We start from the raw sequence: 19325 nt of genomic DNA on the forward strand, positions 1-19325 counted from the left end.
CTGAGCAATCTCACGTTGATGCAATAAGCGCATTGTGCATATAGTGCAACCAGATAGTTAACTGACTTACTATTTGCAATCATACTATATATCGGTTTATCAAAATACATATCAATGGAGATGATGATCTTATGGGGAATATAATCGTATTTATCGGTATTACATTATCAACATTTTTCTGGGGTTCTAACTTCAATGCTGGCGTATTTGTTGTTTCACATATGTCTCCAATAGCTGGTGCAGCAGAAAGATTTGTCATCGCTACTACTGTTATCTTTATTTATCTATTAATTAAAGAAAAAATAGTCTCAGTGTTTTGAAATGCAATTTTTTTGCTTTTCTCTCGTTGGGTTTATTAGGTGTAGCAGGTTTCAATCTGTCCTTATTTATTGGTTTGAAAACAACAACACCAATTAATGGAGCATTGATTATGGCGACAACACCAATCACAACCGCTTTACTATCTTCGTTATTAGATAAAGAAAAACTGTCAATAAACCAACCAATCGGGATTGTGTTCAGTTTTGTTGGTGTTGTATTTGTCATAAGCAAAGGCTCCATCGATAATTTAGCTAATCTCCATTTCTCACTAGGTGATTGTATCATTCTATGTGGGAGCCTATTTGGGGCATCATATACCGTCGGTTGCAGGAAATATATTACTCACTCTTCACCTTTACAAACCACCAGCTTCACTATGTTATTCGTAACAATTGGAATAGTTTTAGCTGCTCTGCTTACTGGAAATCTAGTTGATAGTATAACGTCTGCACCGGTCTCTGTGCATATGGCATCAATCTATATGGGCGTTGTAGGATCTGTATTGGATTATTTATTCTGGAATGTTGGCCTGAAGAAAGTTGGGCCTGCTAATACGTCAATTTTCTTCAATCTAGTGCCTGTTTTTACAATGGTAATTACAGCATTTAACGGTGTCCTGCCCAATGAAATTCAAATAATAGGTACGGTTTCGGTTATTGTTGGCGTCATCTTGTCTACTGGTGGTTATAAGTTGATTCTTAACCAATTCAAACCACTACAGACAGAGTAATGAGAAATCCTTTTCCCAGAAAATATGGTAATAGGGTCATTAATATTGTTGTGCTGTATATAAGCAGGAGAAATGTTTATCTCCTGTATCATGCTTTATTCTTGTAATCCCCTATCCTACTATGCCTTATCTATTCGCGCTTATTTTGCCTAGCAGGTGCTTCAAGGTGGCTCTTTCTTCTGAAGTGAGCGGCTCGGTGATTTTCTCCAACCATTGAAGTTGGTACGTTAAGACCTCATCAAGAACACTCTCACCTTCAGACATTAATCTAACAGAAAGTGAGCGTCGATCAGAAAGCGATGGAATTCTAGTCGCATATCCTTTCTTTTCAAGAAAATCAATTATTGACGTTATTGATGCACGTGTCAGACCTGTTTTAGTCGACAATTCATGTGGCGCCGCCTCGCCCATACTATGAATTAATAGCATCGCGACAAAGCGTCCTTCAAGAAGGCCAAACTTGTTGAGGTTTTGATTACACTCTTCCGTCAATTGAGAATTCAACGTGAAAAGCTGGCCACAGAGCGCGATAGCTTCACTGTCCAGCCCGTATTTCTTCGTCTCATCGACAAGTGCAACATACTTAGGAAGCATCCAATGTCCCCATAAAGTTAACTAATTAATAGTATGGTACTTTACAATACGAAGTCTTACTAGTAGTTATAGGGAATTGTTCTGTCTGAACAATTCCCTATGCATAGCCGTCATATTAAAGGGATGATTGCGGCATCCTTTCATATTGATGAAAGTTGTCCTTTATGAGGGCTTTTAATCGCTTTCTCACGAAGTTTTTGTATTGAATTACAATTATTTAGTATGGAACATTGGTTGCTCTGACTTGTTCTTCTCCGACCAAAAATTGATATTAAACTGGGCATTGTCACTCAGCTCAATACGGTGCCAATATTGCGGAGGACTGGTAGCAAACTGGCCTGCATTTATCACAACTTTAACTTCAGGCTCCGTGGCTTCACTATCAGAAAAACCCAAATACGTCACCGTTCCTTCCATCACACATAACTGGCCAAAGACACCTTCGGCAGTATTGTGATGACTCAGTAGCGCTGCAGGTACATTTTCTTTGGTAAAAAAAGGCGTCGAACGTTGGATTGTCCAATGAGCAGGAATACGTTGATGGCTCATAACTCTCTCCTAATAGTAATTTATATACATTTTTTCATATTGCTTATGCCAACCTGCATTCGGACCTGATCATCTCGTTATTCAGATTGGCATAATCTCTCAACGCATGGCATTTAATAACGGAAAAGCATTTGGCATATGTTGTTCTGTCACAACAAAACCCAGCGTCTTACCTGTAATGTCATAAGCTTTGCTGGTACAACCGTTGATATCGATATCAAGCTGCCATTTATGGACGCCTTTCACGGTTATCCCCCCGAGCTGGATCGGATAATGCGGCGTTTTCACTTTCACCAGCATCGGGGGCAAAAGCAGTTCAGCAGGATGACCCATCAGCGTTTTTGCCAATGCATTCGCGCTGAGTAACGCCGGTTGGAGGTACGCCATGACATGGCCATTAATTTCAGCACAATCACCCAGTGCGTAAACATCAGGCGCGGATGTCGATAATCCTGAATCAACCTCAATGCCTCGCCCTATCACTAAGCCGGCCTGCTTCGCAAGCCCGACATTAGGCTGTAGTCCTGCCGCCGCAATAACTTGATCCGTTTCGAAGGAAATGCCAGACGCTAAAGTAACCATTATGCCATTTTCGCTATCTTCAACGCGGCTAACACAATCTCCTGTAGCAAGCGTTATACCTAATTGTCGCAGGCTCTTTTCAAGCTGGAGGGCAATGTATTCAGGTAGCATAGTCGCCATCACTGTTGGGCTTGGATCCACCACCGTAACCTGTTTACCGCTCGATGCTAAATCCATCGCTAACTCTGAGCCAATTAAACCACCACCAATCACAGTCACACGCCGGGCCTCATGCAGCTGTTGCTGAGATGCCTCAAAGTCTGTCAGGCTATTTAGTGTGATCACTCGGTCGGCGGCATTGCCAGCCATTTCAGGCACAAAGGCTTTGGCCCCTGTGGCTAAAACCAGCTTATCGTAAACATAATGCTGCCCGGCTACCGTGACAGTTTTCACCTTGGTATCAATCGCTTCAACTCGTGAATAGGCATGAAGCGTAATATTATACTCATCAGCAAATGCGTCACCGGTCTGGCGAACTAAATCCGTAGCGCTCTGCTGCTTACTAAACACATGGCTGAGATCCGGTTTATTGTAATCACTACCATCATCTACGGTAAAAATATGAATCGGTAACTCGTTATCACTGCGGCGAATCGCTTTTACTAATTGGTAAGCGGCAAAACCACTACCAATAATGATAATCGGTGCTGTCATCACCCTACTCCCCTCGTACTGGTACAAACACCTCTTTCCCCAGCCCACATTCAGGGCATAGGAAGGTATCAGGTACATCAGACCAGCAAGATCCCACAGCAACGCCTTGGTTGGGTTCACCTACAGCGGGATCAAATACCCAGTTACATACAGTACAGAGCATCTTTTGGGTGTCTTCCATTGACGCGACTGCAGAACTCAGCTCAACAACAGGTTTAGGTGCGACATCGATAACTTCTGGCTCCGTTGGCAAAGCGACTGTTTCCACACGAGTAAGATCTCGTAATGCCCATTGTTTGGCGACCATGCGACCATGTTCACGACATTCACGCATTGCTTTACCGTCAGGCTTCCATTTCGCTTTCAAGCCAATTGTGGTTTCAAAACCTGCATCTGTCAGACGTGAATGAATGCGATCGACGGCACCACCATTCCAGCCATAACTACCAAATGCCCCGGCTTTCTTATTCTTAAACCGCAACCCTGTAATTTCTTCAAGCATGCCCGCCACTTTAGGCATCATGACATTATTCATGGTGGATGAACCGACAAGTACCCCTTTTGAACGGAACACATTAGCCAGAATTTCATTTTTATCCTGACGCGACACGTTGAAAACTTTCACCGCGACACCAGGGTCAACATCATGGAGCCCTTGCGCAATTGCATCGGCCATCATTCGGGTATTATTCGACATGGTGTCATAAAAAATCGTAATCCGATCTTCCTGATAGTTATCTGCCCACTCTAGGTACTGATGCACAATCTGCGTCGGATTATCACGCCATACAATGCCGTGGGAAGTTGCAATCATATCGACCGGTACATTGAAACTCAGTACCTCATGAATCTTAGCCGTTACCAGCGCGCTGAAAGGGGTTAAAATATTGGAGTAGTAACGTAAGCACTGCTCCATCAGCTCATTCTGGTCCACTTCGTCATTGAACAAATGTTCATCACAATAGTGCTGACCAAACGCATCATTACTAAACAGTACTGCATCGCCCGTCATGTAAGTCATCATGCTATCAGGCCAATGCAGCATCGGGGCTTCAATGAAAATAAGCTGCTTACCGTTACCGATATCCAAGGTATCACCGGTTTTTACCACATTAAAATTCCACTCCGGATGGTGATGATGGCCAACGATAGAATCGACTGCGTTCTCTGTGCAATAGATCGGCGTATTAGGAATGCGTGCCATTAGGGCAGTCAATGCACCTGAGTGATCTTCCTCGGCATGGTTAATCACGATATAGTCGATATCTTCGAGATTAATTTCCATTTCAAGATTTTGAATAAATTGATGACTAAAACGGTGATCGACCGTATCCACCAGCACCGTTTTTTCTTCACGGATTAGGTAGCTATTGTAACTGGTACCTTTTGTCATTTTATATTCTGTACCGTGGAAATCTTGTACTTCCCAATCGCGTTGGCCAACCCAGTGAATGTTGTTTTTTACGTGAATAGTCATGTTGTTTCCTTTTTATATCTCGGGTAATACGGTTATACCCAAATGTAAGTTTACTACTGACTCTACTATTGCAGCCTCCGTGCCAAGTTTTTATCTTATTGTTTTAACTGATTTAAAAAATAAAAACACAAGCATAATGTCATTATGACACCGAAACTAATTTGTCATATTGACAGCATCAGTGTCATAATGACAACGGCATAGATGTAGAGAGGAAATGTGATGACAAATACCCGTAAAGAACTGATGCAACTGGCACTTGATCTAACTCAAGGGGTGTCAAGCCAGGACCGATTCGACAGGCTACTTTCCGTTATTAAGACACTCTTTGGCTGCGATGCCTCTGCATTACTGGCTTTTCGGGATCAACATTTTTCCCCACTTGCCATTAATGGCCTTTTTGATGACGTAATGGGACGAGAATTCAACATTGAGCAACACCCTCGACTAGAGGCCATCGCTCGCGCTGGCGATATTGTCCGTTTTCCTCATGACAGTGATTTGCCTGACCCCTATGATGGTTTAATCCCTAACCATCAAGATGATCTCCATGTGCACGCCTGTGTCGGCCTTCCCTTAATTGCGAACGATACGCTAATTGGTGCGTTAACCATTGATGGCTTTGATCCTCACCAGTTTGACCAGTTCTCAGATGACGCACTACGTATCATCAGTGCCTTGGCTGCTGCCAGCTTACAAACGGCGCTGCTAATGGAAAAACTGGAACAACAAACGGGTGACATCCCAAGTGCAACACGGCCTTCAGGCTACCAATCCGGTGGCGTCACGATGATCGGGCAATCAAAGGTCATGCAAGAACTTAAAAACCAAATTAAAGCCGTTGCCAGTACCGATCTGACAGTATTAATCACAGGCGAAACGGGTGTGGGGAAAGAGCTTGTAGCGGCTGCCATTCATAACCAATCAACACGTGATAAACAGCCACTGATATATCTTAACTGCGCTGCATTGCCTGAATCGGTTGCAGAGAGTGAACTTTTTGGCCACGTAAAAGGCGCATTTACTGGCGCAATCAGTGATCGTAAAGGTAAATTTGAAATGGCTGATAGTGGAACGCTGTTTCTTGATGAGATAGGCGAACTCCCTCTTGCCTTACAAGCTAAATTATTGAGGGTACTGCAATATGGTGATGTACAACGAGTCGGTGATGATAGACACCTCAAGGTCAATACCCGGATCATTGCTGCCACTAACCGCACACTTCATGATGAGGTAACCGCAGGACGCTTCCGAGCCGATCTGTATCATCGCTTGAGTGTTTTTCCTATTATGGCCCCCCCTCTGCGAGAGCGTGACAATGACGTCGTCTTGCTGGCCGGGTTTTTTATTGAACGTTGCACAGCCAAGCTGGGACTGAAGTCAATACGGTTAAGCCCACAAGCTATTAGTATACTCAAACACTATCAGTGGCCCGGTAACGTCCGAGAGCTGGAACATGCCATTAATCGTGCAGCAGTTGTAGCGCGCGCCGAAATTTCAAACGCCGAGTTTATCGAGCTTACCCCACATCATTTCGAACTATCCATCCGCAATGAACCCGCTCTAGAGCATACTGAATTAACCAATCAATGTGAGATCATAGCCATCCCTTTAGCCGGAGCGGCCAACCACAGCCTAAAGGAGGCGACTGATGCCTTCCAGCGCCAGTTAATTAACGAAACATATCAGCAACATCACAACTGGGCTGCAACGGCACGCCAGCTACAGCTCGATACGGGCAATCTCCACCGTCTTGCCAAGCGCTTAGGGCTAAAATAAAAAAAGCCCTCTTAATGAGGGCTAATTAATGTCACTTTTTTACTTATTATTATTTTATTCTCTTGCATACCCATTATTGTAATGCCGAACATCCGGCACAATATTGTGCTTATTCAACAAGCGATACATGGTGGCTCTGGAAACACCAAGATCTTTTGCTGCAGAAGCGACCTGACCACGATGTGTTTCTAATACCGCAACAAGTACATCTTTTTCGGCTTCATCCTTAATATTACGTAGGCTCTGCTTTAGGTTGGCTTTACTTGGTAAATCAAAGTGTTCAGCTTTCACCTCATTACCTTCGGCCAGTAACGCCGCTCGCTTGACCTGATTGATCAACTCTCTGACATTACCTGGCCAGCTATATCTGAGCAACAACTGCTTCGAATCTTCAGAAAAAGATGAAGCCATGGTACTGTATTCACGAGCAAACTTAGTCAAGAATGTTTCCGCAAGTAAAAAGATATCTGACCCACGTTCACGTAATGTCGGCACCTTGATATGAAATACGTTTAGACGATAAAAAAGCTCTTTACTAAACTCTCCATTCGCCACAGCCACTTCCAGATCCGCGCTGGAAGAAGCGATAATACGTACATCCGTCGTCGATTCGCCATCCAGACTTTCGCAACTAGGCGCTTGTAAATAGGCAAGAAGATCATCCTGAAGCTCTCTCGATAGCTCTTCAACATTATCAAGCATCAAGGTTCCACTAAATGGCCCCCCTGACTCTTGTCGGTATGATCCATTTAATAGTGCAACTTTTTCATCATCACGCGTTAGCGATGCACAATTTACTGCCACAAAAGGCATATTTTTACGCTTTGATAAATTATGGATGGACTTTGCAATCAACTCCTTTCCTGTTCCGTTTTCCCCTGTCAGGAAAACATTCACCTCAGTCATCGCAACGCGGCGTACCATGTCTCGTAATTGCTTGATTGATTTCGATTCACCAAAGAGCCCCATATCATGCTGTGAAGTAATCTCTACCCATGAACTGGATTCAATCTCTAACATTCCCAATTGATGACCAACGGTATCCAGTAAATGGCTGCCAGGAATGGGAACCGAAAAGTAATCGACACAAAAATTATTAATAAACTGACATATAGCATCAGTTTTTAATTGTTCCTTTTTGATGATAGCAATCCATTTAACTTGCTTAGTTTTATTTGCCCTCAAAGAAATACTGTTTAAGCTAAAATCATTATTGCTTAAATCAACAACACAAATACAAGGACTGTATTCTTCCAAGATTGAATCAGCCGTTCTTAGGTCATAACAACAATGTGTTTTCCAACCAGATTGTTCAAGAAGCGCAATCCAAGGTTCATAATTGCATCCAATTGCAACTAAACGACCATTTATTGATTTATTCTGACTTGAAGCCACCATCGAAGTCACCTTCTATCAATTTATATTTATTATCGATGTATTAAAAATATAGGCAATGATTAGAATTTTTGCAGAGGATTAAAAATAAGAAAGTTCATTAAATAATAAAAAATCAACAAGAAAATAGTTTATCTCCAAAAAAATCAACAACTTACATCGATGTTAGATTTTAAAATAAACTGAACTTTTTATTGAGTATACTTTTGTTTATTAAAACAAATAAGGCATTGCTGATAGCAATGCCTTAAATATGATAAAAAAGTGATATAGTGTTCAGTAAAAATGATATGCCACAGAGTTAATATCCGTTATGAAGAATTGAATTTTCAAGCCTATTTTTAAATAGTGTCTCTCGGTTAAACCCTTGTATATCAGCTTCTATATCCAATATAGTCTGAGTATTAATAGCTGTTCCATCAGCCGAGTTTTGCACCACAAAGCCTGTTGTGTCTGAATTTGGTCTTGCACTGACTATATTGTTATTCCCGACACTAATAATCTTAAGAGGATCACCATGATCATAGGTTCGGCTGCCATCACGGCTCGTCAGCACGCCATTATTAATCGAAAAATCGGCAATATGTGTAGATAAAACAGTTTCACCATTAATGGCGGTATTAATCGTTAAGCCTATATTAATGATGTTGTTATTGACTGATACGAATCCACCTCGTAATGAAGACATTTCAGAGTCACTCAACGATGTTAGGCCTAAATCTTCAACTGATAAGAATCCAATAGACGCATTTGCAGCAATTGCGATTCCGCCTATCGAACTTGCGATAAACAGGCGAGTTAATCTTTTCATACTAGCCTCTAATAATCATTAGCACCTGGTAACGTTATGCTGAACGTCGATAAAGAATCACGTACTACAGCTTCTGATACGGGTGATGGAGAGTAAATATTATAATTATCTGCGGTAATAAAACTGCCTCTTCCTTGTTTTACTCTATTTTTAACGAGCAAAACAGCACCTTTATAATAATTCTTAAAATCATCAATAGGCATTACCATGATACCTCTCGATGGGTCACCTAGTATAACATTTTTCTTGTTCATACCTTTAATAACAACAAAATGCATATAACCATCAAAATTAACAATAGTTATTGCCGGAATCCTCAGTTGGTGAAATTTTTCCAACGGGATGTTATACCCGTTAGCATCTAATCCTTGTGCCGTAAGATAATTTTTCATATCCAACAATGAAAAACCCTGTTTTTCTATTTTCTCTTGGTTTCCGTGTTTGAACATGTATTCAAAAATGATATTTTCTTGAGCTTCAATACCATAATGGAAATTAAGTAATGAAGCGACAGCGGCAGATCCACAACTAAAATCATACTGTTGCCGAAATACATCACCAAAGAGCTGCTCTTGGTAGCTTTTTACTTGGACGTTATACCCCCCTCGATTTGGGAAGTAATCAAGTGCCAAAACACTCGATGTAGCAAACAAGCTGACAAGCAATAATAATGATTTTTTCATACGCTTTACCGCCTACCAAACTTACTACAATCCACAAGCTACATTATATGTAACTCACAACTGTCACAAATATTAGAAATGATATAGCGAAGAAAGGGCCTTTCGGCCCTTGTCGGTATTTTAATATGAGCCACCGCTACCTGGTAGGGTTGCTCCACCTGAGCCAACAAGCGCTGCGTTAGTACTTGTACTTTGTTGTACTAATGAGTTGTTACCTACGTTCTGACCCGCAATATTGATACCTGATGCACTCTGGTAAGCGCCACCCATCACGTTCGAGTGATCAACCAGAACATCACTTGAGCTACCTTTACAGCAAACACCACCGTAGGTCACACTGGTATCCATTACGCTACCATAAAGAATTGATTCAGCAAGATAAGTATTGATCTCTTTATCTGTGTCACTTGACACGGAACCATCCCACTGAGAATTATCTTCTTCATAATTAGTATAAGTATTACCGACGTTTTTCATTTTTAATACGTCGTTATCCTCATTGCCAACATAATCTTTATTAATGGTTTTTGTCTTTGATATATCGGCACTTAGATTGATAGTTTTATTTTTGCTACCTTCAATCGTAACGTCCCCATCATAATCATCATAACCGCCACCATATCCGCCACCATATCCACCATTGGCTAGAGCAAGAGGTGAAGCGACAAGTGCTGCCAATAGCATAATATTAGTTTTACGCATGATAATACTCCAAATATATAATAGTTTTTGTTCACATCCGTTTGACTATGGCCCTTATCTTTTATCAAACAAAGTAGCCATAAAATAGAAGTAAGCCTGTTACGCCCTGCGAAACCAATATAATATATATATTATTATTTAATTGGTTACTGGCTATTAAACCAGTATAGATAGACTAACAATTACTTCAATGTCAGGTTTACCACGGTTGCATTTTGAATTAACACATTATTACCGGTGTTTTGTACAATATTAAATACGCCAGATGAATTGCTTAACGAACCAGCATCAATAATATTATCACCTGTTGTATTGTTATATGCACCATTACCTGCAACATCGCCATACATATCAGAACTTGCATGAATGTTATCAAGTTTTAATTCATACTCTCCACCACGAGAGTCAATCATGATATCTTCAGTCAGCAAGTCAGAATTTGCTAGAATATCCAACTCATCAGCAGCAAAAGCATTCAATGATAAAAAACCTGCCGCTATCAGTGTTAAATATTTCATGACATCCTCCTGAGGGCTGCTTGCAGCCCTCAGTTATGTGTTAATTACCAGCTAGCATCGCGTTAGTGCTTGCACTTTGTTGAACAAGTGAATTATTACCCGCGTTCTGGCCTGCCATATTAATACCCGATGCACCAGCAAAAGCGCCACTCATATCATTATGGTGATTAACCGTTAGTGAAGAAGGAGCTTGTGGTCCATAGCCGCCATAACCACCGCCATAACCACCACCACAACAATCTCCACTACCATAACTTACTTCGCTGTATGTAACGGCACCATCAAGGCTTGACTGAGCCATATTATAATTATCTTCAATAGATAAGTGTAAATCTTGGCTATAATCATGCGTACTATTATCAATAAATTCATGCTTATCTGTATTATTAACATTGCGCATAATGAGTTTATCGTTATCTTGATTGTATGAATCTTTAATATCGACATTTTTGTCGTATGACTTAGTCAGATTTGCATCAAGAGTCTTATTAAAAGAGTCGGATACAGTTTTATCATTACCACCATATGGGTCATATGGGTTGTAATAAGAATTAGCTAGCGCGAAAGGAGAAGTTACTACTGCTACTAATAGTGCGATATGTGTTTTACGCATGGTCTTACTCCAAATATATTGAGTAGTTATTTTCTTATAATCTCTCGCTCATGTTTGCGAGATACCTTAACTATAGCGATGTCAAAAAAGTCATCTGTATTATTTTTGATAAATTTGAATTTGTTTGAACTTTATTTTTCTTCGTTAATAGATACACCAAATTTGATTGATTTATAATACTTTGTCTTATTTTTTAAATAATGAACCAGTGCGTTTTTTATAAGAAATATATCATTTTTGTTACTTTTTTAGCCTTCTGTTCGTCTCACATCTGATACTCAATCAGTTTGTCTCAGTTACCCTCTTATTCTCAAGTCAGCTATGATTTTCTTATCAGAACGCATCTTTATCGCAACGTATTACTACAACAATCCTATAAAGATTTTGCTGTTCAGTTTTTAAGGTTGTCGAACAGCGTAAGTGAGGACATCGTGAGTACTTTCAATAACAACAGCTTCATCGCGCTTCTTGCTTTGATTTCAGGGACAGTCGCAGCTGAAACCACAGAGCCAACAGAGACTGAACAAGAGAAAACAAAACCCAAACGCGTTCAGACCTTTGGCGATCTACTTGATCCTGAATTACCAGGGGTACTGACACCTAAAGGGTCGTTTGTACTTGATGCCAGCTTCTCTTATACACAAAACTCCTCTAACAGTGTCTCTATTGTTGGTTATACCGTTTTACCATCGCTCATTGTTGGCCTTATTCGCGCCAGTGACATTGATAGGACCACTATCACGCTAGGCCTGACAGGTCGCTACGGGATCACAAACCGACTCGAAGTTGAAGCACGGGTACCTTGGGTATATCGCTCAGATTCGATCTTTGAGCGGGAGCTTCAGCAGGGTGTACCCAATGATACGCTACGTACTGTTGAAGGTAGCGATATTGGTGATATCGAAGCCGCTTTCAAATACCAAATAAACATGGAAAATCCACCGTACTGGATTGCGGGATTGCGATTCAAAACAACCACGGGCAGCTCCCCCTATGATGTACCGGTCAATAGTCTGAGTGACTTTGAAGAACTGCCAACAGGCTCTGGTTTCCCAAGCATCGAACCCGGCCTCACAATGATCATGCCGATGGATCCTGCTGTCATTTATGCCAATATTGGCTACACCTGGAATATCAAAGATGATGTTGAAGTAGATGTTAGCGTTGAAAATGATGATGGAACAACCAGTAGCCTACAGGCCAATACCATTGATGTCGGCGATACCATATCCTTCAGTGCCGGGATGGGGTTTGCGGTTAACCCACAGTTTTCCTTCAGCCTGGGGATTAGCCATAAGACAATCTTAAAATCGAAAATCAACGGAGCAACACCTTCTGACGCAAAATTATTGCAGCTTGATTCGATTTCCTTTGGTGCAAACTACGCGATTAATCCAGACACAACCATTAACATTGGTGCCAGTGCTGGGTTAACCGCTGATGCACCTGACTTTCAGCTATCAGTCCGAATTCCTTATACCCTCAAATAGCCTCCTCTGTGTTAGCTCTGTTGCTGATCAACAGAGCTAACACAATGACTAAAGTCTAATTTTCCTCTATGCTATGTCGCTATTACTATGTGTTACAGGAAAATTTAAATGTCCACGCCATTAGAACCAAGCCAAATTGAAGCGATCCAGGGCTATGATGCCGAAAAACGTTATAAATATTTGCTCAAAGAAGTGGTGAATAGTCGCGAAATATGGATTCTGACGGATGAACATGGTTGTGTCATGCTCAATACTGATGATGAAGACTGTGTGCCAGTTTGGCCAAATAAAGAGTTTGCTGAATCTTGGGCTACGGGCGATTGGGAAACCTGTAAAGCAGAGGCAATTTCATTAAACAAATGGCACAGCCGCTGGACCCATGGTTTGGAAGACGATGAGTTGGCTGTAGTGATCTTCCCTAATTTAGATGAAGATGGCCTAGTTGTTTTTCCAGATGAACTAGATTTTGAGCTGAAGCAGCAAGCTCAAAAACAGCGTTAGTCGCACTATTGATCATCTGATGATCGTATTTTTTTAAGCAGCGTCGTCAATGGGATGCTTAAGAATTAACGGCTCACTACCTTATGGAAACGAGCCGTTAACCTCGACTCAACACTTAAACAAGGAGAATTTTGCTATGGAAGCACTACTTGGCCAGATCAAACTGCATCCAGAAACCATTCGCTTTGAAGACGTAATAAACGTTATTGAGCAACATTATCATTACTCTCCAACCGCTTTCACTAACGGACTTGGCAAAGAAACCCTTAATAATGCAGCGGGCGCTAATGAAGCATCCTGCCGTATATTTGCTTTTGCACAATTGCATAACCTTTCTGAAGCCGAAGCGCTTGCCTGCTTTGGTGAGTATTACCGTAATAATGTTCTACGCCATCCTGAAGGGCAAGATCATAAGAATATACGCAATTTCATGAAATATGGCTGGCAAGGAATTCAATTCGACGCGTGCGCCCTCAAATCCTGCGCCTAACACGTATCTCCAAACCTGCGCTCAATCTGGCATAAGGAGATAATGTGGGGATATAACTTGGCCACGATATTGCGTCATGTCCAAGTTATCTATCTATACATTGGTGTTATTTCAGTGCTTTCCGGCAGTGTGAGCAGGTTGTCGGTGGTTTCATAAAGAAAGGCGTACGAGTCGCATTGCCACAAGCATCACAGAATTTTGTTGAACGAATTGTCAACCAAGTCAATGGGATCATAAATACAAGCAAACCAATCATCATCAACATTGGTGGTTGCATATAAACAATCACCGCAGCGATAATGATATTACTGGCAATAGAATAAACGGGCCATAACTTTCGCTTTCGGGCGACATCAGAACCACGCTGAAACAACATAAAACTGCCTACTGCAAGGCAAAGCCATATCGTAGCAAAGATAATTAACAAATTCTGTTGCATTACATATCTCTCATTAAAATTACATTGCAATTCTACCCATCAAACACTGTAAACCCTAGCTAGGTGTCACTAAATATTACAAATACCAACCTAGATCACGACGATAAATGATCGAATGGGAAGTGGGTCACATCCTGATGAATAAGGCTAACCATTTCAATTTGTTCCATATTGAAAAACCATCCCCCGCCCCGATATCTTAGTTAGCACCACCTTGAAGTGGTGATACCAAGGAGATTGAATGATCGCAAAGTCTTTATTCAGAACCTGTTTTGTTCTGTTATGCATCCTAGGACGCGGCCCTGTTGCTAACGCAACTATTTCGCAATTTACTGATTCTGATATCGAGCATCCGTCCCCCACTCACGATACAAAAGATAGCGTCCAGCGCTCACTCAGCGGCCTTTTTGCCATCCCAAGCTTTCGCTCTGCCTCTATTCAGCAACCATTTACTGATTTCAACACACTTTATGACTACGCACAGCCAGCCCAAAATGAATTGCAACAATTATTGACACAAATTGGCCTGCATACGACGACCACCGCTGTCTTGCCAGGCGTTAAATCTAAACAACGCGCAGAATATAAAATTGCTACCGAACTTAATGGTCATCCAGAATTACTGACCGACCTCGCTCGTGGAAGCCTTGTGGCAAATGACATTGGCTCACTGGTTGATGCCTACTCACTACTTGGTCGAGAGGCGACCATTGTCGAAGCCAAGAACCGATTTAAAGCGCCAGCAGCATCAGGTTACCGAGACCTTAAAATGCTGGTCAAATTACCTAAAACAGGCATCATCGCCGAAATCCAACTTCACCTTGAAGCTATCGCAGACATTAAGAGTGGGCCGGAACATGATATCTATGAAACCATCCAGCATTTAGAACGCATGGCTAAAACTGAAAATCGCGCGCTAAACGATATTGAGCATGCGAAAATAGCTCAGTTACGCAAACAGTCACAGGATCTGTACCAAAATGCATGGCACTACTACCTCACACCATCATCTGATAGCAACGCTCTTGCATTAGCTAGCTAACCCGTAACCTCAAATAAAGAGCTCATAATATGGGCTCTTTATTTAAACATCGTACTAAGTGACCTACTCTATACCCAAGCTACCTCAAGATGCTCGTTTCAGCGAGAAGACCCTTTGGCGTGATTCAGCGCAATCAATTTTAGGAAAATTGCTGAAGGAATAGTGCACCCTTTCAAGGGTATTTGACACTGAAGTGATTGCGCTGAGCTCACTCTGAATCCTGCATATTGAGGTAACTTGGGGATAAGATCACAAATATAAATATACTGTGTGAGCACTATCAGGCTTATCAGCAATAGTTAACCTCTCGTTCAGATAACTCTGGTATTCTTAATCCGTAGCCAAGTAGCTTAAGTTAACTTGACTTAACACGAACACTCTAAACATACGGCACTTTTACTTAGCCGGATCACTCCGCTGAGATACACCATTTACGTATGATCCCCGAATTTTTCGGGTTTACAGGAGTTGTTTAATGGCTGTTAAGTCCGTACTTCGTACCTGCTTTATTCTTGTTTGTATGCTTAGCCGTGGAACTGCTGTCGCAGCACCAACGCTAATGACAGACTACAAGACGCTAGATGTCGATGTACCCTCAAAACTGTCTGAAACCAGTAAAAAATCATTCCAGCGTAGCTTAGTGGGCCTTTACAGCATCAATAGCTGGCGCACCCCAAATATTCAACAACCTTACTCACAGTTTGATGCACTCTATCAGATTGCCCCTCAAGCTCAGCAGGAACTCGCTGACCTTGTGCAAGAGATCAGTTTAGTCACTCAAACAGAGGCGCTTCTACCCGGCGTGAAAACAAAAGACAGAGCACAATACAAAATCGAAACAGAGCTGAATGGAGATGCCAGTAAGATCACCGATTTGGCACGAGCATCCGTAGTAGCTAATGATATTCCAAGCTTGGTACAAGCTTTTGAACTGATGGGAAAAGAAGCAACAATCGTCGCGGTAAAAAACCGTTTTAAAAGCCCTGCGGCATCCGGTTATCGTGACTTAAAAGTATTGGTCAAGTTACCAAAATCAGAAATGATAGCAGAAGTGCAGTTTCACCTTGATGCCATTTCAACCGTCAAGAACGGTGAAGAACATAAGATCTACGAACAAATCCAGCTAATCGAACGTACAGCACAAGTTCAAAACCGCGATCTGTCTGAATTTGAACTGGCACAAATTAACAAACTCCGTGCGACGTCTACATCATTATATCACCACGCTTGGCAACAATATCTTCAACCAAGCAATATTGCGGTTTAACACTCCCCCTCACCCGCACTGATTAAGGTTGCCTGTCTGGCAACCTTATTCCATCAAACGTAGCCAGTAAGTCTTAATTTTGAGACAGTACAACACAATCAATCACTCGCAATTTCTCAAAATTGGTACTGCAGCCACTTTTTTTGTCTATGCTTAAATGAGTATTTTCTAGTTTATACAGCACTTAAATTTCACTGTGAGTAAGAGTCGACACTATGAGCAACCGTTACCAACCCATTAATTGCGCTGTGCATGATTATTTTGAATTAGCCTGCGTCTATCACTATGAGGTAAAACTTGATCTGCTTGATGATAGTACCGTTGAAGGTAAATGCATCAACACGGAAACACATCCTGACAAATCAGAATGGTTAGTCTGCAAAACCCGATATCAGTACACCAAAATTAGGCTCGATTTTATCACCAGAATGAAATCTATTACGCCAGGTGCCAGCTTTTCAGTTATTCACTGCTAATAGAATTCCCCTGTGTTCTTCTTGCACCATTTTATTCCCTAAGCCATGCCTCAAACTTGCTACTATCTTATTGTTAGCCAATTCAGACTACCACTGTCCACTAGACTATAGCCATCTGTTTATCTTTGAATAGAAGAGGTCGCAAATGGAAACTCCCATACAATCTCCAGATCAAACATCAGGAAAACAGTTTCTTTCTAAGGGCTGGAAGTGGTTTGTCATTGTCGGCATCGTCATTGCGATTGCTGGTATCGGAGCGATTAGCCTACCCGTGATGGCTGGGGTAACAATCACGACCATTATCGGAGCAATTTTTCTGTTTAGTGGGCTGGTACAAGCCTACCATACCTTCAGTATTCAGCCGTGGAAAATCAAACTCTGGTATGTTCTCAGTGCTGTACTCTATATCGTCGGTGGGTTATTTATTCTTTTCAAACCACTGGCGGGGCTCGTGACTATCACAATGCTGATGGTTATCGTGATGATTTTTAATGGCGTGACCAGGATGATATTTGGCTTAAGCAATCGATCGTTACCTGGTAGCAACTTGATTATCTTTAGCGGACTCATTTCAGTGTGTATCGGGGGATATTTCTTTTCTCTGCTTGACGATCCCGCATTTTCACTGTCGCTGTTGGGGATCTTTGTTGGTGTATCGCTGCTCATTGAAGGGATCAGTTTTATCTTCCTTGGTATACAAATGAAGAAGTTAGCTGATAACGTTTAATAAATCATCGTACTTTTGTTCTGCTACCAATAAATATTGATAGCAGAACAAGCGGAATGTGAGTAGATCTTATTCGCTATTATTTGTGTACCATGATCTCAAGGATCTGTACATCTGTCTGCGTCATCGCACCGTTGGCTAACGCTGACATATTACGAATTGATGTATCTACATCATCAGCCACAATGCCTTCATTACCCGTAACGCGAATCCCATCCAATGCCATCAACGCAGCCTTAATCGCTGCGCTAGCTGATGAAGACACCTTCATCGCACAGCTGGTTTTGGCTCCATCACAAATAATCCCGGTAATGTCACCAATCATGCTACAGATTGCATTACTGATCTGGTTAAACTGACCACCCAACAGCCATGTCATGCCAGCAACTGCCCCCATAGATGCGGTTGTTGCACCACACAATGCCGATAATTTGTTTTGGTAGCTTTTGATATAAATCGCCATCAAGTGTGACATCATTAAAGCACGGATGGTGGTTTCCTGATCAGCCTTAATATGTTCAGCAACCACAACAACAGGCATCGTTGCAGCTATCCCTTGGTTACCCGAACCTGAGTTACTCATCGCTGGCATCATTGCCCCATCCATACGCGCATCTGATGCAGCCGAAGTACGGCGCAAGATATCGGTCATCAAGCCACCTGTCAGTAAGCCACGATCAATGTTACGCTGGAATGTCGCACCAATCTGTAAGCCATATTTACCTGTCAGCCCTTCTTTAGACAGTTCATTGTTCAGTGCATACGCCTGAGAAATAAACTGGATATCTTCAATCGGTGCATTAATAGCAAATTCATAGATATCTTTTGCCGTTGCTTGCTCAAAAATATTCTCTTTCTCAACAGGCTGGCTATCTGTTTTCTGATCAGCGATGAATGTCACCTCACCGTTCACCTCAATTGAGATAACCTGTGTGTGTGAGTCAGCAATAATAACAGAGGCAGTATCGTTACCGTCGGTCACTGTCACTTTCGCATAAAGAATGTTGCTCACATTCGCTACACCGACGGCCACAGCATCTAGCATTTGTTTAGCCAATGCGACATCTTCACGGGTGACATTCTTCAGCACCTCAAGCCCAGCAGTGGAATCTCCTACCAGTGCACCAATCGCAGCTGCAATTGGCAAACCCACCATACCAGTACCAGGAATACCTACACCCATACCATTTTTCATTAAGTTAGGTGAAACAAATGCATCAATACGAACAGGCTTGCCTTTCAACTCGCGCGTTGCAATGGCTGCCGCTAGCGCTACAGAGACTGGCTCTGTACAACCTAGTGCGGGAACAACTTCGCGTTTTACTGTCTCAATAAAACCGGTCCATAGGTGCTTTTTCATTATCGTAAACCTTCAATCTGGCGTAAGTAGGGTAAACGGGGTAATCCAATTCTCAAACAGAACCCCTTGTTCTTATTAGAAATAATCTACACAGATCGGAGGATAATTGTTTTCTATAATTTCCT

General features: G+C 41.8%; 22 protein-coding genes. 10 read left to right on the forward strand and 12 right to left on the reverse strand.

Features of this window, described 5'->3' with window-relative positions:
- Positions 1–131: 131 nt before the first annotated feature.
- Entirely contained in the window at positions 132–320 is a 189-nt protein-coding gene (locus L4D12_RS08110; RefSeq protein ID WP_428447319.1) for a hypothetical protein, read from the forward strand.
- Entirely contained in the window at positions 317–1051 is a 735-nt protein-coding gene (locus L4D12_RS08115) for a DMT family transporter (RefSeq protein ID WP_428447320.1), read from the forward strand. Before L4D12_RS08110 ends, L4D12_RS08115 begins: the two co-directional genes overlap by 4 nt.
- 126 nt (positions 1052–1177) lie before the next feature.
- On the opposite strand, the gene L4D12_RS08120 is transcribed toward L4D12_RS08115, so the two are convergent.
- The 4 genes from L4D12_RS08120 to norV all read right to left on the reverse strand — a co-directional run bounded on the left by L4D12_RS08120 (position 1178) and on the right by norV (position 4907).
- Positions 1178–1645, reverse strand: coding sequence for a MarR family winged helix-turn-helix transcriptional regulator (locus L4D12_RS08120; RefSeq protein ID WP_428447321.1), 468 nt, complete (start codon positions 1643–1645; stop codon positions 1178–1180).
- A gap of 213 nt (positions 1646–1858) precedes the next feature.
- Positions 1859–2194: a TehB family protein gene (locus tag L4D12_RS08125; protein ID WP_428447322.1), complete on the reverse strand. Its 336-nt coding sequence runs from the start codon at positions 2192–2194 to the stop codon at positions 1859–1861.
- A gap of 99 nt (positions 2195–2293) precedes the next feature.
- Complete coding sequence (norW, locus tag L4D12_RS08130) at positions 2294–3430, reverse strand: NADH:flavorubredoxin reductase NorW (protein ID WP_428447323.1); 1137 nt, start codon at positions 3428–3430, stop codon at positions 2294–2296.
- Between the two features lie 4 nt (positions 3431–3434).
- Positions 3435–4907, reverse strand: coding sequence for an anaerobic nitric oxide reductase flavorubredoxin (norV, locus tag L4D12_RS08135; protein ID WP_428447324.1), 1473 nt, complete (start codon positions 4905–4907; stop codon positions 3435–3437).
- Positions 4908–5129: 222 nt separating this feature from the next.
- On the opposite strand from norV, the gene norR reads away from it, so the two are divergent.
- A complete protein-coding gene (norR, locus tag L4D12_RS08140) occupies positions 5130–6686 on the forward strand; it encodes a nitric oxide reductase transcriptional regulator NorR (protein WP_428447325.1) in 1557 nt (518 codons plus the stop codon).
- A 54-nt stretch (positions 6687–6740) separates the two neighbouring features.
- Here norR and L4D12_RS08145 read toward each other — a convergent pair whose 3' ends face one another.
- From L4D12_RS08145 to L4D12_RS08170, 6 genes are all read right to left on the reverse strand, one after another.
- On the reverse strand, positions 6741–8084 hold the full coding sequence (locus L4D12_RS08145; protein ID WP_428447326.1) for a sigma-54-dependent transcriptional regulator: 1344 nt from the start codon (positions 8082–8084) through the stop codon (positions 6741–6743).
- A 298-nt stretch (positions 8085–8382) separates the two neighbouring features.
- The gene (locus L4D12_RS08150; protein WP_428447327.1) at positions 8383–8892 is read right to left on the reverse strand and encodes a hypothetical protein; all 510 of its coding nucleotides are present in this window, start codon (positions 8890–8892) and stop codon (positions 8383–8385) included.
- An 8-nt stretch (positions 8893–8900) separates the two neighbouring features.
- Positions 8901–9575 (reverse strand): C39 family peptidase, encoded by a 675-nt coding sequence (locus L4D12_RS08155; protein WP_428447328.1) that lies wholly within the window; start codon positions 9573–9575, stop codon positions 8901–8903.
- A gap of 120 nt (positions 9576–9695) precedes the next feature.
- Positions 9696–10277 (reverse strand): hypothetical protein, encoded by a 582-nt coding sequence (locus tag L4D12_RS08160; RefSeq protein ID WP_428447329.1) that lies wholly within the window; start codon positions 10275–10277, stop codon positions 9696–9698.
- A gap of 182 nt (positions 10278–10459) precedes the next feature.
- Complete coding sequence (locus L4D12_RS08165) at positions 10460–10795, reverse strand: carbon storage regulator (RefSeq protein WP_428447330.1); 336 nt, start codon at positions 10793–10795, stop codon at positions 10460–10462.
- Between the two features lie 40 nt (positions 10796–10835).
- Entirely contained in the window at positions 10836–11408 is a 573-nt protein-coding gene (locus L4D12_RS08170) for a hypothetical protein (RefSeq protein WP_428447331.1), read from the reverse strand.
- Between the two features lie 431 nt (positions 11409–11839).
- On the opposite strand from L4D12_RS08170, the gene L4D12_RS08175 reads away from it, so the two are divergent.
- The 3 genes from L4D12_RS08175 (at position 11840) to L4D12_RS08185 (ending at position 13889) form a co-directional block, all read left to right on the forward strand.
- On the forward strand, positions 11840–12898 hold the full coding sequence (locus tag L4D12_RS08175) for a transporter (protein WP_428447332.1): 1059 nt from the start codon (positions 11840–11842) through the stop codon (positions 12896–12898).
- A 108-nt stretch (positions 12899–13006) separates the two neighbouring features.
- Positions 13007–13399 carry a DUF2750 domain-containing protein gene (locus tag L4D12_RS08180; protein ID WP_428447333.1) on the forward strand — a complete coding sequence of 131 codons (393 nt, stop codon included), beginning with the start codon at positions 13007–13009 and terminating at the stop codon, positions 13397–13399.
- Between the two features lie 136 nt (positions 13400–13535).
- On the forward strand, positions 13536–13889 hold the full coding sequence (locus L4D12_RS08185; RefSeq protein ID WP_428447334.1) for a HopJ type III effector protein: 354 nt from the start codon (positions 13536–13538) through the stop codon (positions 13887–13889).
- A 106-nt stretch (positions 13890–13995) separates the two neighbouring features.
- On the opposite strand, the gene L4D12_RS08190 is transcribed toward L4D12_RS08185, so the two are convergent.
- The gene (locus L4D12_RS08190) at positions 13996–14328 is read right to left on the reverse strand and encodes a hypothetical protein (RefSeq protein WP_428447335.1); all 333 of its coding nucleotides are present in this window, start codon (positions 14326–14328) and stop codon (positions 13996–13998) included.
- Between the two features lie 241 nt (positions 14329–14569).
- Here L4D12_RS08190 and L4D12_RS08195 point away from each other — a divergent pair, with 241 nt between their 5' ends.
- From L4D12_RS08195 to L4D12_RS08210, 4 genes are all read left to right on the forward strand, one after another.
- Positions 14570–15370: a nucleotidyltransferase family protein gene (locus L4D12_RS08195; RefSeq protein WP_428447336.1), complete on the forward strand. Its 801-nt coding sequence runs from the start codon at positions 14570–14572 to the stop codon at positions 15368–15370.
- 475 nt (positions 15371–15845) lie between these two features.
- A complete protein-coding gene (locus L4D12_RS08200) occupies positions 15846–16637 on the forward strand; it encodes a nucleotidyltransferase family protein (RefSeq protein ID WP_428447337.1) in 792 nt (263 codons plus the stop codon).
- 215 nt (positions 16638–16852) lie between these two features.
- Entirely contained in the window at positions 16853–17113 is a 261-nt protein-coding gene (locus L4D12_RS08205) for a Rho-binding antiterminator (RefSeq protein WP_428447338.1), read from the forward strand.
- 145 nt (positions 17114–17258) lie between these two features.
- Positions 17259–17840, forward strand: coding sequence for an HdeD family acid-resistance protein (locus L4D12_RS08210; RefSeq protein WP_428447339.1), 582 nt, complete (start codon positions 17259–17261; stop codon positions 17838–17840).
- 79 nt (positions 17841–17919) lie between these two features.
- On the opposite strand, the gene L4D12_RS08215 is transcribed toward L4D12_RS08210, so the two are convergent.
- Positions 17920–19200: an L-cysteine desulfidase family protein gene (locus tag L4D12_RS08215; protein ID WP_428447340.1), complete on the reverse strand. Its 1281-nt coding sequence runs from the start codon at positions 19198–19200 to the stop codon at positions 17920–17922.
- Positions 19201–19325: the final 125 nt, after the last annotated feature.

The organism is Photobacterium nomapromontoriensis (genome assembly GCF_050336815.1).
Lineage (GTDB): Bacteria > Pseudomonadota > Gammaproteobacteria > Enterobacterales > Vibrionaceae > Photobacterium > Photobacterium nomapromontoriensis.

Excerpts from the sequence above, each read along its gene's own strand:
- L4D12_RS08110 (WP_428447319.1), top strand. The coding sequence starts at position 132 with ATGGGGAATATAATCGTATTTATCGGTATTACATTATCAACATTTTTC.
- L4D12_RS08120 (WP_428447321.1), bottom strand. The coding sequence starts at position 1,645 with ATGCTTCCTAAGTATGTTGCACTTGTCGATGAGACGAAGAAATACGGG.
- L4D12_RS08125 (WP_428447322.1), bottom strand. The coding sequence starts at position 2,194 with ATGAGCCATCAACGTATTCCTGCTCATTGGACAATCCAACGTTCGACG.
- norW (WP_428447323.1), bottom strand. The coding sequence starts at position 3,430 with ATGACAGCACCGATTATCATTATTGGTAGTGGTTTTGCCGCTTACCAA.
- norV (WP_428447324.1), bottom strand. The coding sequence starts at position 4,907 with ATGACTATTCACGTAAAAAACAACATTCACTGGGTTGGCCAACGCGAT.
- norR (WP_428447325.1), top strand. The coding sequence starts at position 5,130 with ATGACAAATACCCGTAAAGAACTGATGCAACTGGCACTTGATCTAACT.
- L4D12_RS08145 (WP_428447326.1), bottom strand. The coding sequence starts at position 8,084 with ATGGTGGCTTCAAGTCAGAATAAATCAATAAATGGTCGTTTAGTTGCA.
- L4D12_RS08150 (WP_428447327.1), bottom strand. The coding sequence starts at position 8,892 with ATGAAAAGATTAACTCGCCTGTTTATCGCAAGTTCGATAGGCGGAATC.
- L4D12_RS08155 (WP_428447328.1), bottom strand. The coding sequence starts at position 9,575 with ATGAAAAAATCATTATTATTGCTTGTCAGCTTGTTTGCTACATCGAGT.
- L4D12_RS08160 (WP_428447329.1), bottom strand. The coding sequence starts at position 10,277 with ATGCGTAAAACTAATATTATGCTATTGGCAGCACTTGTCGCTTCACCT.
- L4D12_RS08165 (WP_428447330.1), bottom strand. The coding sequence starts at position 10,795 with ATGAAATATTTAACACTGATAGCGGCAGGTTTTTTATCATTGAATGCT.
- L4D12_RS08170 (WP_428447331.1), bottom strand. The coding sequence starts at position 11,408 with ATGCGTAAAACACATATCGCACTATTAGTAGCAGTAGTAACTTCTCCT.
- L4D12_RS08180 (WP_428447333.1), top strand. The coding sequence starts at position 13,007 with ATGTCCACGCCATTAGAACCAAGCCAAATTGAAGCGATCCAGGGCTAT.
- L4D12_RS08185 (WP_428447334.1), top strand. The coding sequence starts at position 13,536 with ATGGAAGCACTACTTGGCCAGATCAAACTGCATCCAGAAACCATTCGC.
- L4D12_RS08190 (WP_428447335.1), bottom strand. The coding sequence starts at position 14,328 with ATGCAACAGAATTTGTTAATTATCTTTGCTACGATATGGCTTTGCCTT.
- L4D12_RS08195 (WP_428447336.1), top strand. The coding sequence starts at position 14,570 with ATGATCGCAAAGTCTTTATTCAGAACCTGTTTTGTTCTGTTATGCATC.
- L4D12_RS08200 (WP_428447337.1), top strand. The coding sequence starts at position 15,846 with ATGGCTGTTAAGTCCGTACTTCGTACCTGCTTTATTCTTGTTTGTATG.
- L4D12_RS08205 (WP_428447338.1), top strand. The coding sequence starts at position 16,853 with ATGAGCAACCGTTACCAACCCATTAATTGCGCTGTGCATGATTATTTT.
- L4D12_RS08210 (WP_428447339.1), top strand. The coding sequence starts at position 17,259 with ATGGAAACTCCCATACAATCTCCAGATCAAACATCAGGAAAACAGTTT.
- L4D12_RS08215 (WP_428447340.1), bottom strand. The coding sequence starts at position 19,200 with ATGAAAAAGCACCTATGGACCGGTTTTATTGAGACAGTAAAACGCGAA.